Raw genomic sequence first — 15,959 nt, forward strand, 5'->3', positions numbered from 1 at the left:
CTGAATCATGAGCGTGTTTACCCTTGCCGCCGCCCAAGCCGTTTCGATTGCCGGAGATCTGCAGGCCAATATCGCTCGACACCTGGTGTTCATGCGCCAGGCCGCGGAGCGTGGCGTGGCGTTTCTGCTGTTCCCCGAATTGTCGTTGACCGGCTATGAACGCGGCCTCGCGGCCGAGTTGGCGATTACCCCGGACGACCCGGTACTGGCACCGTTGCGCGAGCTGGCCCGAGAGCTGAAGCTGGTGACCGTAGTAGGTATGCCGATACGCCTGTTCGCCGACGGCCCGGTGCTGATCGGGGCACTGACATTCGGTGCCGACGGTTCCTTGCAGGTCTACAGCAAGCAGCATCTACACGATGGTGAAGAAGTCGCATTTACCCCTGGAAGCGGCGGTGAGCTGTTGACAATCGTCGATGAGCGCATCGCTCTGGCGGTTTGTGCTGACTTTTCCCACGCTAGTCATCCGCTACAGGCCGCGCAATCTGCGGCTAACCTTTACGCCGCCAGTGTATTGATCACTGAGAACGGTTATGGACCCGATACGGCCTTGTTGCAGGGCTATGCCCGGGACCACGGCATGGCGGTGTTGATGGCCAACCATGGCGGTATGACGGGCGGCTGGCAGTCGGCGGGGCGGAGCGCGCTCTGGGCGGCTGGCGGGCAGCGGGTGGTGGTGACAGAGGGGGAAGGGGATGTGTTGGTGATCGGACGACGTGTCGCCGGCCAATGGTCCGGGGAGGTGGTGTCGGTGACGGGCTTGTGAGCGGGCACTGGCGTTTTCGCCCGGCCTTGGGCGCGGACCTGGCATTCGCCCGGGAGCTCACGCGCCAGAACATGATGGCTTACTACTGTGAGTACGATCTGCTTTGGTTGGACGAAGCCTTTGACCAGGCCTGGGCCGGGCGCCAGAACGAGCTGTTGTGTGATGGCGAGCAGGTGCTGGGTTTTGTCAGCTTCAGTCGCGATGCCCGGGCGTTGTACATCCGTGAGTTACAGCTGATCGAGGCGGGCCGAGGCCAGGGCCTGGGCGGTTGGCTGATCCAGCAGGCACGGGAAATCGCCTTCAGAGAGGGGCGTCGTGAGTTACGCCTGACCGTGTTCAAGAGCAACCCCGCGCAGCGGCTGTATCTGCGTCAGGGCCTGGCTGTAGTCGGTGAGGACGAGTGCTTTTTGCGCATGAGTCTCACTGCTTCAAGACCGGCGTCTGGTAATTACTGACGATAGTTTGAGAATTGTCCTATATATCGCCACACGAGGCGCATACTGGGCTTAAGAAGTCGGGAATTACTCACTCGACTTGTCGGTGTCGGATGGGATGATTCCATCCTTCATGCCCAATAGGACCGCGACCTTATGGGCTTCCCCACGCCGTCCCTTTTTTCGCCCAGCGAGCACTTGATAGGTGGTTGCCGGGTCGACGCCATGCTCGCGCGCAAACTCCTGAACCGATTTTCCTTGGTGTTCCAGCCAAGCCTTGGCTTGTGCAGCGGTGCGAATACCGGGCATAGTTCAAAACCGTTCAAATGTGTTTAATGCTTGTTGAGTATATCACCCCTAAGGGTGTTTAAAATGGGATCTTACATCCAAATGAGTGGAATTGGTTCGCGATTGCGGCAAGAGAGAGAGCGGCTGGGTTTGTCGCAGAAGGCTTTTGGTGAAATCGGAGGCGTTGAGGCCAACGCACAGGGCAAATACGAAAGCGGTGATCGGGCACCGAAGGCCGACTATTTGTCCCGTGTGGCCGCACGGGGCGTCGATGTGCTTTACGTCCTGACCGGGCAACCGACACCGATGCAACTGGACAACCTCAGCCAGGTAGAAGAAAAAGTATTGGGCAACTATCGGGTGCTGCAAAAGGAAGATCAGGACGCGATCCATCGACTGACCACTACCTTGGCTGAAACCGCCGGGCCTTATGGGCCAAACGGCCGTGCAGGCTCCAGTGACTCCTGAGTCATTTCATTTCTGACGAAACGCGCTTGCCGTCCGGCAAGCGCTTATAGCGCGTTGATACTCTTATGTGACGCTTGTAACTAGGTCAGGCCCGTGGTTTTTTGCTAAGGTGGTCAATAACCTGATAAGACCAAATTCGTGAGGTGTCTGCTTGATTAGGGTGCTAGTAGTCGATGACCATGATCTTGTGCGTACAGGCATTACGCGGATGTTGGCGGATATCGACGGTCTGCAGGTCGTGGGACAGGCGGAATCGGGAGAGGAGGCGTTGCTCAAGACGCGGGAGCTCAAACCCGATGTCGTCCTGATGGACGTCAAGATGCCTGGCATCGGCGGTTTGGAGGCCACGCGCAAATTGCTGCGCAGTCATCCCGACATCAAAGTGGTGGCGGTGACCGTCTGTGAAGAAGATCCGTTCCCGACCCGCTTGTTGCAGGCCGGAGCAGCCGGTTACCTGACCAAGGGCGCGGGCCTGGCGGAAATGGTCCAGGCGATTCGCCTGGTGTTTTCCGGGCAACGCTACATCAGCCCGCAGATTGCCCAGCAGTTGGCGCTCAAGTCGTTCCAGCCGGCCAGTGACTCGCCGTTTGACGCCTTGTCCGAGCGTGAAATCCAGATTGCGTTGATGATCGTCGGCTGCCAGAAAGTCCAGATCATCTCCGACAAACTGTGCCTGTCGCCGAAAACCGTGAATACCTACCGCTATCGGATTTTCGAGAAGCTGTCGGTCAGCAGTGATGTCGAGTTGACGCTTCTGGCGGTTCGCCACGGCATGGTCGATGCCGGCTGACAATGACTGACCTGTTCGATTCCAGTGCCTTCCTGTCGACCTGCAGTGGCCGCCCCGGCGTCTACCGCATGTTCGACGGCGACGCGCGCCTGCTTTATGTGGGCAAAGCCAAGAACCTGAAGAAGCGTCTGGCCAGTTACTTCCGCAAGACCGGCCTGGCGCCGAAGACGGCGGCATTGGTGGGGCGTATCGCCCAGGTGGAAACCACCATCACCGCCAATGAAACCGAGGCGCTGCTGCTGGAACAGACGCTGATCAAGGAGTGGCGGCCGCCCTACAACATCCTGCTGCGCGACGATAAATCCTATCCCTATGTTTTTCTCTCGGACGGCGACTACCCGCGGCTGAGCATTCATCGTGGGGCCAAGAAAGCCAAGGGCAAGTATTTCGGGCCTTACCCGAGCGCCGGGGCGATTCGTGAAAGCCTGAGCCTGCTGCAAAAGACCTTTCTAGTCCGCCAGTGCGAGGACAGCTACTACAAGAACCGCACCCGGCCCTGCCTGCAATACCAGATCAAGCGCTGCAAGGCGCCGTGTGTCGGGTTTGTGGAGCCCGAGGTGTATGCCGAGGATGTACGCCACTCGGTGATGTTCCTCGAAGGGCGCAGCAATGCCCTGACCGACGAATTGAACGCCGGCATGGAACAGGCGGCCAGCACCCTCGATTTCGAGCGGGCGGCGGAGCTGCGGGACCAGATCTCGTTGCTGCGCCGGGTTCAGGATCAGCAGAGCATGGAAGGGGGCACCGGCGATGTTGACGTGGTCGCGGCCTTTATCAACCCGGGCGGTGCCTGCGTGCACTTGATCAGCGTGCGCGGCGGGCGAGTGCTGGGCAGCAAGAACTTCTTCCCGCAGGTTGGTATCGAGGAAGATGTGTCCGAAGTGCTGATGGCGTTTCTTGGCCAGTACTTTATCGGCAGTCCCGAGCGCGACCTGCCGAGTGAACTGATCGTCAACGTGGTCCACGAAGACTTCCCGACCCTGATCGCCGCGATTGATGGGCTGCGCGGCCGAGAATTGGCCATCAGCCATCGGGTGCGCGGTACACGGGCGCGCTGGCAGCAATTGGCGGTGACCAATGCCGAACAGGCCCTGGGTGCGCGCCTGGCGGATCGTCAGCATATGGCCGCACGCTTCGAGGCCCTGGCCGAAGTGCTGAACCTGGACGAGCCGCCGCAGCGCCTGGAGTGTTATGACATCAGTCACTCCAGTGGCGAAGCGACGGTCGCATCCTGCGTGGTATTCGGCCCGGAAGGCCCGATCAAATCCGATTATCGCCGTTACAATATCGAAGGCGTTACGGCCGGCGACGATTACGCGGCGATGCACCAGGCGCTGACCCGGCGTTTCAGCAAGATCAAGGATGGCGAGGGCAAGTTGCCGGACATCCTCCTGGTGGACGGTGGCAAGGGCCAGTTGTCCATGGCGCGCGATGTGCTCGATGAGCTATCGGTACCGGACCTGATCCTGCTCGGCGTGGCCAAGGGGGCGACGCGCAAGGCCGGTTTCGAGACCTTGTACCTTAACGACGCGGCCCATGAATTCACCTTGAAAGGTGATTCGCCGGCCCTGCATTTGATCCAGCAGATCCGCGACGAAGCCCACCGTTTTGCTATTACCGGGCATCGGGCGCGGCGCGGCAAGACCCGCCGAACCTCAACCCTGGAAGGGGTGGCGGGGGTGGGGCCGAAGCGTCGCCGTGAACTATTGAAACATTTTGGTGGATTGCAGGAGCTGTCCCGTGCCAGCATCGACGAGATCGCCAAAGCACCCGGGATCAGTAAAAAGCTCGCTGAGTCGATTTATGCAAGCCTGCACAGCGAGTAGAATGCCTTTCAACCTCGTAGCCAGTTGTGCCGATGAATATCCCTAATCTGATCACCGTTCTACGCGTCGTACTCATTCCGATTTTCATTTTGCTGTTTTACCTGCCTTACCAGTGGAGCTACACGGCGGCCAGTTCGGTGTTTGCCTTTGCGGCGGCGACGGATTGGCTGGACGGCTACCTGGCCCGTCGCCTGGAGCAGAGCACGCCGTTCGGCGCGTTTCTCGACCCGGTAGCGGACAAGCTGATGGTGGCCGTGGCGCTGGTCTTGCTGGTGCAGGAGCATGGCAACCTGTGGTTGACCTTGCCGGCGGCGGTGATCATCGGTCGTGAGATCGTGGTCTCGGCCCTGCGCGAGTGGATGGCTGAAATCGGGGAGCGGGCGCAGGTCGCCGTTTCCAACATGGGCAAATGGAAAACCGCGGCGCAGATGCTGGCGTTGGTGATCCTGCTGGCCAACCCGTCGGACTTCAGCTTCTGGGTGCTGGTGGGCTATACCTTGCTGATGGCGGCGGCGGTGCTGACCCTGTGGTCGATGCTGCAGTATCTGCGGGCGGCGTGGCCGCATTTGAAGTTCAATTCGGAAAATCCTGAAAAGAAATAAAACTATTTTGAATCAAGGGGTTGACGGGGTGCGTAGATTCTATAGAATGCGCATCACCAATACGCGGGAATAGCTCAGTTGGTAGAGCACGACCTTGCCAAGGTCGGGGTCGCGAGTTCGAGTCTCGTTTCCCGCTCCAATTATTTTCCTATAGGCTTCCATTGAAGTATGTAGGAACCCAAAAAAGAGGCTTCGGCCTCTTTTTTCGTTCCAGTAATTTCTTCTAGAAAGTATTAGCAGCTACGATTTTTTAGTACATTAATTCGGCGCTTGGTAGATCACTTTTTTGTGGGACTGACCTCTCTAGAAACCGTACAAATCTCCTCTAATTCAAACGAGATGGAGATTGTACGATGGCTCTGACCGATTCGGCTGTCCGGCACGCCAAACCCTGTGCCAAGGACTACACTCTCGCTGATTACGACGGCCTCGCCCTTTTCGTGAATACGAAAGGCGCCAAGTGCTGGCACTTCCGCTTTTCCTGGGAGAATAAGCAGCCCCGTATTTCTACCTATCCTGAAATTAGCCTACGAGATGCTCGCGTTCTATGTGATGTTGCGAGGGCACTGGTCGCTAGGGGCATAGATTCGCGTGTCCATCGGCAGCTGGGGCGTGATGCTAGGCGCCTAGCCACGGAAAACGCCTAAGAAGCGGTTGTTCAGCATTGAAAGTGGAACGCAACGTTGAAAGCCGTGTTTCTGGCCGTGGGTCTCGATATTCCGGTCGGACCCAGAACCTCTCACTTCAATTGGCCGCCAAGTCGGCTGACAGCGAGGGAGCGGGGGCTTACCTTCGCTGTTCATGGTCAGTTAAGCCGTTGGGCCAGGTCGGTGATCAGTCGTTGGGCAGGTGCAGTTGCACTTCCATGGCGTCATGCAGGAGTCTGGCGACTTCGATCACGTCGTCGCTTGCCACGCGATAAAACATGATGTGGCGTGGGCTTTTGACCATTCCATGGGGGTGTATCGCTTGCTGGCGTGAAAAGATAAGGTGATAGCTGCGAAGGCCCGGTGCAAGCTCATCACGGTCGTGGCTGCCAATGCGATAAAGCGTGTCGGCAATCGCTTGCAGCGCAGCGAGGATCAGCGCCTGATACCGTCGGCGTGCGTGATCGCCGAACTGCGTCTGGGAGAGCTTGAGGACGTCGACAATGTCGGCGCGCGCCGCGTTGGAAATCCGATATTGCGGCACGCTCAGAGTTTCTCGCGCGCGGGGAGGGTTGCCTCCAGGCTCAAGCCCTCGAGGTAGTGCTCTAGATCCCCTTCGTTCACCTGAGTAAAGCGCCCGTATTCAAGGTCCATGATGCCGATCGAGGTCGCCTGACGCAGGGCCTCAATTTTGGCGGTATCTTCGGCGACGCGTTGCTTCAATAGCCGTAAGCCTTCTCGCATCACTTCGCTGGCATTCTGATAACGACCGGACTGCACCAGCTCCTGGATAACCTGTTCCTGGTGATGGGTGAGCACAACGTTTCGCGTCGCCATAATGAGCTCCAGTTCTGAGCAAGCCGGCGTTTTTCAAGGTAGTTGTCGCGTCACCGTCTAACTATGCCGCTCTTTTCTCGACCTGCGGCTCCCGATCAGGGTTCAACAGCACCGTACCCATCGGCTCCCAGTTTCGCGTCTGTCCAGACCAGCGTTCCGGGCTTTTCTCCCGGGCTTGCTCGTACAGCTCATGACGCCGAGCCAGGATCTGATGATCCTGGCCACGGTGCCGTTCCTATCCTGACACCGGGGGAAGCAGGTTCTTTCGGGTATTGGCATATTATGCCAAGTTGCCCGCGGGCACATTGTTTCGGATTTGTATCCGACGAACTGGGTCGTACGGGGGCACCCTTCGTGCCGAACAACGCGTGCTTGCTTCGGATGCGCACAGAGTCCAAAAAGGGTGATGCACGCGGGATGTTGGTCGATGCAACACACATAAGTTATATGCAAGCAGGAGGAGTTTTCAGATGAAGCAGAGACCTCGGATCCAGCCTAGCGTCGTGTGTTGCGTGTGCTCTTGGCACCTCTCGATCCGGCTATTGCAGTAAGGCGATGCAAAAGGCCATGGTTATGCGGCACGATGCGTCCGACTCATTCAGTAACCGGGGCTAGTCGAGCCGATTTTGCAAGCCCATTCCTCCTCCCTGTCGATTGTTATCCTCAGCGAGACATGTTCAGACGACCGGCGGTAGCAAACTAGGCCGAAAAAAATTAGACAGGGTGATGGCTCGTTGCTATACCCATTCAGCGGATACACCCGCCACACCGGTTATGGGAGGTTCAGACACCCCAACCGGGCATGAAAAGTTCTGATCTAGCATTCCAGCGTTAAGCAGTCGAGATTTTCAATCGCAATGGTTCTCTGCCACTCTGGCCGAGAGTTCGGATCGCTGACCTAGGCCAAGGAGGCCGATGATGCGTTTGCCAATGATTCGCTCGAACTCATTTCCCTTCCTGCAACACCTGTCGAACGCCGACCGGCGCACGCTCGCCGTTCGTGTCGAACGCTACCCAATACCTCGATACCCGTAGACCGTTGCAAGTCACCTGATGTGATGTTGCATGGATATAAGGTTTAACCAGCGCATCCATCTAAGTTGTCATTATTCCGACTATCACTTTTATAAAATGTGAGGCCTCATCATGGCTGTCAAAAATGATTTTCTGATTCGAAATAATCTGAGTGACACTGGTAAATTACCGCGCTCGGGGAGCTGGACCGGGAGCCCCGATATCCTGGTCGCTGGCCAAAGTGCGCTGACGACCCAGGAAATGGTTTCGAAGTATGGCCAGGCTTACGATCAGGACGTAAAAGAGTTCTTCAGCAATAACTTTTATGTCCGCGCGAAAAACGTCAGTGCCGCAAATGTCTCCCAAAACATTTATTTGTTTCAGGTGCCGCAGAATCTCTTCCTGGCGCCGAATGTCTGGTACAACCAAGACAGCCTGATGAACTATAACTCCGTCGTTCAGGATCCCAACAATCCGAAAAAAACCATTGAAGTGCGGCAGAACTATCAAACCCTCACTGCCGGGCCAGGGGAAGTGGTTGCCACCAATGCGTTCACCTGGAAGCCGCAAACCACCGAGCACCATTGCCTGATAGCGGTCGTCGCGGACAGTTTCGATGCGGTCAATGCGCAGTTCCCGCCGGGCATCAATTCCAGCGTCGATCAATACGCGGCGTGGATCTACGCCAACCGCAACCTGGGCTGGCACAACGTGAATATCCAGGCGGTCTCGGCATCGGATGTTTATGAGCAGCAGATCAGCATGAACCAGACTTGGGATGACGCGCTGTTCACCTGCTCTATCCAGATAACCAATGTGCCGGTCGGGGCGGTCGTCGGTTTCTCGTCAAACAACAACACCAAATGGGGCGACTCCATTGCCGTGGGGGACACCTCCGTACCGCAAAAACCCGGTGCTCCAGACCCCAACATCAACCCCAACTTTATCGTCGGCACCAATGTGAAAATCCAGGGTGGTTATGCCGGCAAAGTCACCTTCTATGTCAACTTCAAAGGCAAGCCAAAGCCTGCAAACTTCACCATGCAGTTTGTTGTGACCAATGCGCCTGAACTGTCGGCTGCAGTGCGTGCCAGCATCAGTGACTTGCTGGATGGGGATCAGAACCTGGAGAACCATTACAAGCGTTGCAACTTCGATGAACACAGCGTGTTTGTGGACTCGAAAAACGGCGAGCGGTACCTGGGCTACGAAGGCTACAGGACACTCCTGGATGTAGAGCCCACGCTGGTGACTATTGTCGGCTCCAATGGCGTTGTTCCCAACGGCGGTTTCCGTTAGGCCGAAACCTTTTCTTTTAAGGAGGAATGCAACATGTCTAATGACTACAACTGGCTATTCGTGCGTAACAACCTGGCCCAGACATCGCCAGGCAAGACGCCGCCGAACGACGCCTCGCCGGACCTCATCACCCGTAGTGCGCCTGCCAGCCCCGCGGACCTCAGCAGTTTCGTGGAGTGCTACGACCAGGGCTTTTCGCAGGCTGTCGATTATCACGGCACCAACTACGTTTATGTCCGGGCCAAAAACCTGAGTACGGATGTCACTAAGACGGCCGTCGGCAGCGTTCAGCTGTGGTATTGCAGCGCGGATAACATCAACAAGAAGCTGCAATGGGTCCGGTTGAACACCCAGGACCAGAGCAACGTTGTCAGCATCAACGCGCCAGGGCAGGGGGTGGCCGTCACCGACACGCCGTTCCTGTTCAGCAACGTGTCGCCACCCGTACAAGGTGCGCCGTACAACCTGATCGCCTTCATTACCGACGCCAACCATCCTGCACCTGCCGGCAGCGCGTTCATACCGCTGCAAGAGGCGATCGTGGAAGCGGGTAATGCGGCCTACGTTGCGCTGGCGATCCCGCCCAAACCGCCGACTCCTGCCACAGGCTTCGGCTGGTCGAGCACGGTTGCACTGAATAACGCCAACCCGGTGGATGTGACTGTGGCGTTGTCATCTTCCAAGTTTGATCCGGATGCCGAAATGTATTTCATCTTCGACACCCCGGATGCCAACGGCGAGATCATCTCGATCGGTAAGTCCCCGCTGGTCACAGGGCGAGTCTTTGCCACCAGTGCGACGTTGCCGGCCAACTACGTCAGCAAAGTCACCGCCTATTACAACGCCAAGGTTCCCGTCAGCGGCCAGCTCAGCGCAGATTTCGCGCTGCAGGTGATTCAGTCTCCCCCGCAGGGTGGCGGAGTACAGCCGTCGAAAGTGCTCGAGCAGTTCAAGGTATCGCTGACGCAACTCCTTGCTGTTGCCAAGTAAGGCCCTAGCCCAGCGCAGGGGACCGCGCAGTCGGTCTCCTGCAACAGCCACTCACTTGGACAACCGGGTCAGGAGTATTTATGGCGATTACCCTGCGCGTGAAAAGCAACTATGGCGGCAACCTGGTCAGTCAAAAATATCAGCCCATTGAAACCCCGGTACTCGAAGATACCGACCAGAGCGATTGCCTGGAGTTGGTCAACGACAGGATCGATGCATTGCGCGACGCGGGGAAGCTACCCCGGGCGCTGGACTTCTACACCAATGGCACCTCGGCCGCGATTCTACTCGCCGAAGACAATGCTGCGTCCCTGCCGCCGCTGGTCGTCATTTCAAGCAACCGCAGCGACTGGATTGCCTCAGGTTTCACGCGCGGTGCGGATCTTCTGCAAGACCTGGGGCAGACGCACTTCGCCAATGTGTCGGACCTGCAAGCCTTCAATTCACGTACCCGGCAAAACCCCAGTGGCCAAACCGTGCCGGACACGCGCCCGGTGCCGGCCTGGTATTACCCGGGGCGGGTCAATGATGCCAATCGGCGCATCTACGTCATTGTTCACGTTCTCGAATACCCGAAGTACTGGAAAGTCTTGCACACCGTTCCCAACCTGCATGTCATCGGTTGGTCGTTCCATAACGATTCCGGCTGGCTGCTGGGTGGGAACTATCCCTACGTCGGTTTCGGCGCCAGCCGTTACGCGGCCATCGAGTTTTGCAAATGGCTGCGGCGCAGCTCCAACAATCGCTGGAACTACGCCTGGCTGGTGGATGACAACGTCTATCACCTTAATGCCTTCCGGGGGCTGGCGGCCGCCGAAGGCGCGATGCTCGCCCGCGGTTTCATCGGGATGGGCTTTGGCAGCGAAACGGCCACCGACACCACCGACAGCATCATTGCCGATCGCCAGGCGCATCGACGGTTACTGGGCAGCCCGGGTGGGGACTACCTGAACTCGGTGTTCAGGAAAGACCGGATACTCCAGCAGGCGGTGCTGTGGAACATCGACTGGCTGGACCAGAACAACCTGAACTTCAGCCCGTATTTCATCGCCTCGGCCGAGGACACCAGCCTCACCAACTACCTCGACATCAAGGGGCACGCCTTTGGCATCACCACTGAGTCGACCATCCTCAAGCAGACGAACAGCTATTTCGACAGCGACGAGAAGGGCAAGGTCCTCAACAGCATCCGTTACAACTACGAACGCTGGTATGCGATCAGTGAAGGCACTAAGAGCGTCATCAATCAGGGCGCAGCCGCCACGCCTGTCTCGCTGAAGGACTTCATCGTCAACAGCGTGTTCCCCGTTTCGCAGATCGCTTCGCAGGCCGGGAATGCAGAAGCCCGCAACCGTGCCATCTGCCAGGCCGCGGAATCGATCATCGCTGTCGGGGTGAAGAAGGCCGGCTTTACCCCCGACAAGTTGTTCCAGCCCAACGGCAATAACCAACAAGTGACCAATATCACTTGAGCAGGAGTCGACCGTGGATATCAATAAACTGGCAAGCGACCTACGCAAGCAGGTAGCGGACAACGGTAAGGTGGTGCTCGACAACCTCCTGCTGAGCGATGAGCAGGTAGCGGACATCGCCACCGCGTTCTTGTTGGAAAAAGGTACCAAGCTGACGGTCGAGGGCCTGCAGAGCAGCGATGTCAGCGGGCCCGACCAAGGCGTCGTGCGGGTCAACACCGGGACCGCTGCGCTGCTCAAGGTCAGTGAAGTCGGCGTCCAACTGAGCTTTACCGCCAGTGATGACAAGGTGGCTGTACTTATCGATGCAACCTTGCCGCCGGGCTGGGGGCTTGCCTCCAGCTTTCCGGGGATGACGTTCTTCCCCTTCGGACTGTTGAAGCCGGCCAACCCGCGCTTCGTCTATACCTCGCTGGCACAGGCGACCTATCGCTGGTCAAAGGACGACGCGACTTCCATTTGCCTGGCCAAAGGACAGAACTTCCTGTCCACGATCGGGCTGGAGAACATCAGCGGTGTTGGCGCGATTCTCGGCGATCTGGTGGGCAATACGCCGTACAAGTTCTATGGGCCGTTTGCTCCGGCCGCAGATGCGCCGTACCCGGCCGGGCGGCTTGACGCCCCGGTTTCCGATGGCGTGTTTTTCATCGGGGTAGGGGACTGGCGGTTGAGCCTGGCTGCGCCAGCAGTCGGGGTGAGCGTCAGCGAGAAGGGCGATGATCCCCAGCAGATCGGCTTTACCGTCTCCTCGCTGTTCGACGGCAAACTCGACTGCGGCGTGGAGATCACCCAGAGCCTCGATTCGCTGGTGATTTTCGCGCAACCGGCACCGGGTGCAACGTTCAGCGCGTCGGACCTGATCAAGAGCCTGCCGGGCGGGCAACACTACGACGATTACATTCCACCGGTGCTCAGCAAGGTGTTCGAGAACATCAGCTTGACGTTCTATCGCATGGTGCTGGCGAACAAATCGGCACCGGTCAGTTCGGTCACGCTCGCCATCCATACAGAGGCGCCCTGGACACTGATACCCAGCGTGCTGTCGCTGGAGTCGCTGACGCTGATGGTCAGGCTGACCGAGCCCGCCGGGCCGAAGCCCACGACTAATGTCGAGATCCGGGCCTCGGCGCAGTTCCTGCCAACGATCTTCAACACCACGTTCGACTTTTCGATCTCGCTCGTCAAACAGGCGGCCGCTTGGAATATCGACCTGATCAGCGGGCAGATGACCGACAGCGTGTCGCTGGGCAGTATCGTCAAGGGTGTGGTCAGTGCGTCGGTGCCGGTGCCCGATGCGCTGAGCACCATCGTGTTCGACAGTTTCGGCGTGACAGTGGCAGGAGGCGAAAGCAATTATGCCTACACGGTGTTCGGGGTTGCCCGCACGGCGTTCACGCTCCTGGACACCAGCGTCGATGCGCAGATGTCGGTGCTGTTCAAAAAGACCGGTACGGAGGCATCGGTAGCGCTGACGGGCAGCTTCGTGATCGGGCAGCAGAACTTCAGTTTCGCCCTGACGTTCGATTCCGGCACCCAGCCCGGCCTGAAGATCCAGGCGAACTGGAAAGCCCAGGACAACGACTACCTGCAGTTCGAAGATATCGCCGGGGCGCTGGGTTTCTCCATTCCCGCCATTCCCGCGGAACTTGACCTGGCCCTGTCGCAGGCGAGCTTCGTCTATGACATGAGCAACAACACCGTGCTGCTGTCGGCGACTTCGGCCCATTACGGCACAGGCACTTTCGTGGCGCTGAAATCCCTGGACCCGAAAACCGGGACCAGTACCTCGAACTACGTGTTCCAGATGCTGCTCGGCTTTGAAGCGTCGCTGGCCGATCTGCCGCTCGTGGGCAAGATCTTCACCGACGATAATCTGGGCAGCATCAAGAACGTGCAGGCGCTGTTCGCCGCATCGCCCCTCAGCGCCGATGAGGTGCAAAAGCTCAACGCCTTGCTGACGCAGGCACAGGTGCCGTGCCGCTTGCCGTTACCTAAGGATGCCAAAGGCTCGACCACGGTCATTGCGGCAGGCTTCAACTTTGCCGCCGACATCGAACTGGGCGGCGTAGCGTTGCCGCTCTCGGCCGGTGGCGATACCGCACCAGTGAGCACGCAGACGGCGGCGGCCGTAGCGGCGAAGCCACCGGCGGGCAATGCCGCCTGGTTGACGGTGGGAAAATCCATCGGCCCGGTGTCTCTCGCCCGCGTCGGAGTACGTTACGAAGATGGCCGCGTTTGGCTGCTGATCGATGCCGGGTTCAGCCTGGCGATGTTGTCCTTCGATCTGCAGGGCCTGGGGCTCGGCTTTAAGATCCCTGATAGCAAGGGCTCAGATCTGGACATCTCGGCCCAACTGGATGGCATGAGCCTGGCGTTGCAGACCGGTCCGCTGAGCATCGCCGGTGGCTTCCTGCGCTTTGACAAAGACTACCTGGGGGAAGCGCGGGTCAATGTGGCGACGTTCTCGCTCACGGCCATCGGCGGCTATGCGCCCGATGAAAGCTCCTTCTTTATCTTCGTTCGGCTCCAGCAACCGCTGGGTGGGCCACCGTTTTTCTTCGTGACGGGGCTGGCTGGCGGTTTTGGCATCAACCGTAGCCTGGGGCTGCCGAGCATCGACCAACTGACCAGCTACCCGTTGCTGCCACAGAACAACAAGCTTCCGGAAAACAGCTTTCCCATCACCCTGGGTACGAGCAATCCTGGGCAAGTGTTGCAACAAACGCTGGTCAAGACTGCCGCGTACATTCATCCGCAGGCGGGCGAGTACTGGGTGGCGGCGGGCATCGATTTCACCTCGTTCGAAATGGTCGACGCCACCGCTTTGCTCACGGTGTCCTTCGGCGTTTCGCTGGAAGTGGCGCTGCTCGGGATCTGTCGAGTGACGGTGCCCAAGGGGGCGCCCAAGCCCATCGTCTACCTCGAAGTAGCGCTGGAGGCGCGTTTCGAGTCCAGCAGCGGCCTGATCGCCGTCGATGGCCGTCTGACCCCGGCGTCGTTCATCTACGCCGGGCTCTGCCACGTCAGTGGCGGGTTTGCGTTCTACACCTGGTTCGCCGGGGAGCACTCCGGGGAGTTTCTGGTCTCGATGGGCGGCTACAGCCCGCGGTTCAAGAAACCGGACTATTTCCCGACCGTGCCGCGCTTGCAGATGGTCTATGAAACCGGGCCGCTGGTGCTCAAGGGCGAATGCTACTTCGCGCTGCTCTCGCACACGCTGATGGCGGGCTTCACGGTCCAGGCCACTTGGGAATCGGGCCCGATCAGCGCCTGGTTCAGTGTGGGAATCGATTTTCTGCTGGGCTGGCGGCCGTTCCATTACGAAGCGGACGCCTATATTCACCTGGGCGCCTCGTTCAAGGCCAACCTGCTGTTTGTCACCGTCAAAATCACCATTCACGTTGGTGTCGACCTGAACATCTGGGGCCCCGAGTTCGGCGGTGTAGCCACGATTGACCTGGACATCATCAGCTTCAGCGTGCGCTTCGGCAGCGGCAGGGCCAAACCCGATCCCGTTACCTGGGAAGACTTCAAAACTTCGTTCCTGCCGGCGGCAAATGGCGACACAAAACGCCTGGAGATGTTCAGCCGCACCGACGCCGACAAGGCCGGTGACGTGCGGCCAACCCAACTGGTCAGGGGCATGGTCCAGCAGGGGTTGATCAGCGACCTCAAGGCCAAGGACAGCACGGCCTTCTTCGACTGGGTGCTCGACCCCAACCATTTCGGCATCGCCTCGAGCATGGTCATTCCCAGCAAGACGGCGCGGTTCAATGACTTCAAGGTCAATACGCCGTTCACCCCGGCGGGTGCGTTCACCTATGTCGGTAGCGGCACGGCCCCTGCGATGCCTACGCCCCATGGCGCGAATGACGATGGCGCGGGCTGGGCCGATGATTTCGGTGTGCTGCCCATGGCGCTGAAGGCCAGCCAGTTCATCGTCGACCATCAGTTGCAATTAACTCGCCTGCCGGCCGGCGAGGACTACACCAAACCTGAAAACTACAGCGTGCCGGTCAACGAAGTGGCGGTCGGCATCGCCTTGCAGAACGCCCAGTCGGCCCTGTGGGCCGCGCAGGACCCGGGGGTCAACGGGGCGCGGATGATCGCCAACACCCTGAGTGGCCTGGAACTCTCGCCAATGATCCGTCACCCGGCAATCACAGCGGACGCGGACCTTTGGGCGCTGCTTTTTGACACCACGAAGAAGATGCTCTGGCTGCTCGATACACCGACCGTCGCCACCAGCGACAGCTTCGCCGCCGTCATCAGCGAGGAGGGCACTGTGCTGACCTACACCCGTGCGACCGCCAGCATCCGCAACGTCGACTTCGAACTGGCCGACCTGGCGGCGGCAGCGGTCGACGCCGAACGCAAGAAGATGGTCGATAGCCTCGACTCGCTCGGTTTCAACTTTGACAGCGCCACACTCGATGTCAGCCGTCTGGCCCGTTACCCGCTCTGGGACTGGCCGCTGATTCGTGTGCTCGGCGAGGAAACGAGTGCAATTTGATCACTACGTGTTG

The 15,959-nt window shown here is 58.8% G+C and carries 14 protein-coding genes, 1 tRNA gene and 1 pseudogene; 12 read left to right on the forward strand and 4 right to left on the reverse strand.

The annotated features are described in order from the left end of the window. Positions 1-7 precede the first annotated feature (7 nt). Complete coding sequence (locus tag M5B42_RS22030) at positions 8-766, forward strand: carbon-nitrogen hydrolase family protein (protein WP_248747002.1); 759 nt, start codon at positions 8-10, stop codon at positions 764-766. Next, complete coding sequence (locus tag M5B42_RS22035) at positions 763-1,221, forward strand: GNAT family N-acetyltransferase (RefSeq protein ID WP_248747003.1); 459 nt, start codon at positions 763-765, stop codon at positions 1,219-1,221. The genes M5B42_RS22030 and M5B42_RS22035 overlap by 4 nt, the downstream gene beginning before the upstream one ends. A 66-nt stretch (positions 1,222-1,287) precedes the next feature. Here the strand turns inward: M5B42_RS22035 and M5B42_RS22040 are convergent, their stop codons facing one another. After that, positions 1,288-1,509 (reverse strand): DNA-binding protein, encoded by a 222-nt coding sequence (locus M5B42_RS22040; protein ID WP_103495327.1) that lies wholly within the window; start codon positions 1,507-1,509, stop codon positions 1,288-1,290. Between the two features lie 81 nt (positions 1,510-1,590). On the opposite strand from M5B42_RS22040, the gene M5B42_RS22045 reads away from it, so the two are divergent. The 6 genes from M5B42_RS22045 to M5B42_RS22070 all read left to right on the forward strand — a co-directional run bounded on the left by M5B42_RS22045 (position 1,591) and on the right by M5B42_RS22070 (position 5,821). Next, complete coding sequence (locus tag M5B42_RS22045; protein ID WP_103495340.1) at positions 1,591-1,956, forward strand: helix-turn-helix transcriptional regulator; 366 nt, start codon at positions 1,591-1,593, stop codon at positions 1,954-1,956. A gap of 151 nt (positions 1,957-2,107) precedes the next feature. Then, positions 2,108-2,746 carry a UvrY/SirA/GacA family response regulator transcription factor gene (gene uvrY, locus M5B42_RS22050; RefSeq protein WP_100939313.1) on the forward strand — a complete coding sequence of 213 codons (639 nt, stop codon included), beginning with the start codon at positions 2,108-2,110 and terminating at the stop codon, positions 2,744-2,746. A 2-nt stretch (positions 2,747-2,748) separates the two neighbouring features. Beyond that, positions 2,749-4,572 carry an excinuclease ABC subunit UvrC gene (uvrC, locus tag M5B42_RS22055; RefSeq protein ID WP_248747004.1) on the forward strand — a complete coding sequence of 608 codons (1,824 nt, stop codon included), beginning with the start codon at positions 2,749-2,751 and terminating at the stop codon, positions 4,570-4,572. Positions 4,573-4,604: 32 nt separating this feature from the next. Continuing rightward, positions 4,605-5,174: a CDP-diacylglycerol--glycerol-3-phosphate 3-phosphatidyltransferase gene (gene pgsA / locus M5B42_RS22060; RefSeq protein WP_103495325.1), complete on the forward strand. Its 570-nt coding sequence runs from the start codon at positions 4,605-4,607 to the stop codon at positions 5,172-5,174. A 63-nt stretch (positions 5,175-5,237) separates the two neighbouring features. Further along, a tRNA-Gly gene (locus M5B42_RS22065) sits at positions 5,238-5,313 on the forward strand. A gap of 214 nt (positions 5,314-5,527) precedes the next feature. Next, positions 5,528-5,821 (forward strand): Arm DNA-binding domain-containing protein, encoded by a 294-nt coding sequence (locus tag M5B42_RS22070; RefSeq protein ID WP_248747005.1) that lies wholly within the window; start codon positions 5,528-5,530, stop codon positions 5,819-5,821. A 187-nt stretch (positions 5,822-6,008) separates the two neighbouring features. Here M5B42_RS22070 and M5B42_RS22075 read toward each other — a convergent pair whose 3' ends face one another. The 3 genes and pseudogenes from M5B42_RS22075 to M5B42_RS22085 all read right to left on the reverse strand — a co-directional run. Further along, positions 6,009-6,365, reverse strand: a complete 357-nt coding sequence (locus tag M5B42_RS22075; RefSeq protein ID WP_248747006.1) for a type II toxin-antitoxin system RelE/ParE family toxin — start codon at positions 6,363-6,365, stop codon at positions 6,009-6,011. Positions 6,366-6,367: 2 nt separating this feature from the next. Continuing rightward, positions 6,368-6,658, reverse strand: a complete 291-nt coding sequence (locus tag M5B42_RS22080; protein ID WP_248747007.1) for a type II toxin-antitoxin system ParD family antitoxin — start codon at positions 6,656-6,658, stop codon at positions 6,368-6,370. Positions 6,659-6,719: 61 nt separating this feature from the next. Then, positions 6,720-6,893 (reverse strand): annotated as a pseudogene (locus M5B42_RS22085) (IS3 family transposase); the annotation flags it as partial. Between the two features lie 911 nt (positions 6,894-7,804). Between M5B42_RS22085 and M5B42_RS22090 the strand changes: the two are divergent. The 4 genes from M5B42_RS22090 to M5B42_RS22105 all read left to right on the forward strand — a co-directional run bounded on the left by M5B42_RS22090 (position 7,805) and on the right by M5B42_RS22105 (position 15,946). Then, positions 7,805-8,971, forward strand: coding sequence for a hypothetical protein (locus M5B42_RS22090; protein WP_248747008.1), 1,167 nt, complete (start codon positions 7,805-7,807; stop codon positions 8,969-8,971). 33 nt (positions 8,972-9,004) lie between these two features. Next, entirely contained in the window at positions 9,005-9,961 is a 957-nt protein-coding gene (locus tag M5B42_RS22095; RefSeq protein ID WP_248747009.1) for a hypothetical protein, read from the forward strand. An 80-nt stretch (positions 9,962-10,041) separates the two neighbouring features. Beyond that, entirely contained in the window at positions 10,042-11,433 is a 1,392-nt protein-coding gene (locus M5B42_RS22100; protein WP_248747010.1) for a hypothetical protein, read from the forward strand. 13 nt (positions 11,434-11,446) lie between these two features. Next, positions 11,447-15,946 carry a DUF6603 domain-containing protein gene (locus M5B42_RS22105; RefSeq protein ID WP_248747011.1) on the forward strand — a complete coding sequence of 1,500 codons (4,500 nt, stop codon included), beginning with the start codon at positions 11,447-11,449 and terminating at the stop codon, positions 15,944-15,946. Positions 15,947-15,959 lie beyond the last annotated feature (13 nt).

Source organism: Pseudomonas sp. MWU12-2037, from assembly GCF_023242345.1.
GTDB classification, from domain to species: domain Bacteria; phylum Pseudomonadota; class Gammaproteobacteria; order Pseudomonadales; family Pseudomonadaceae; genus Aquipseudomonas; species Aquipseudomonas gingeri_D.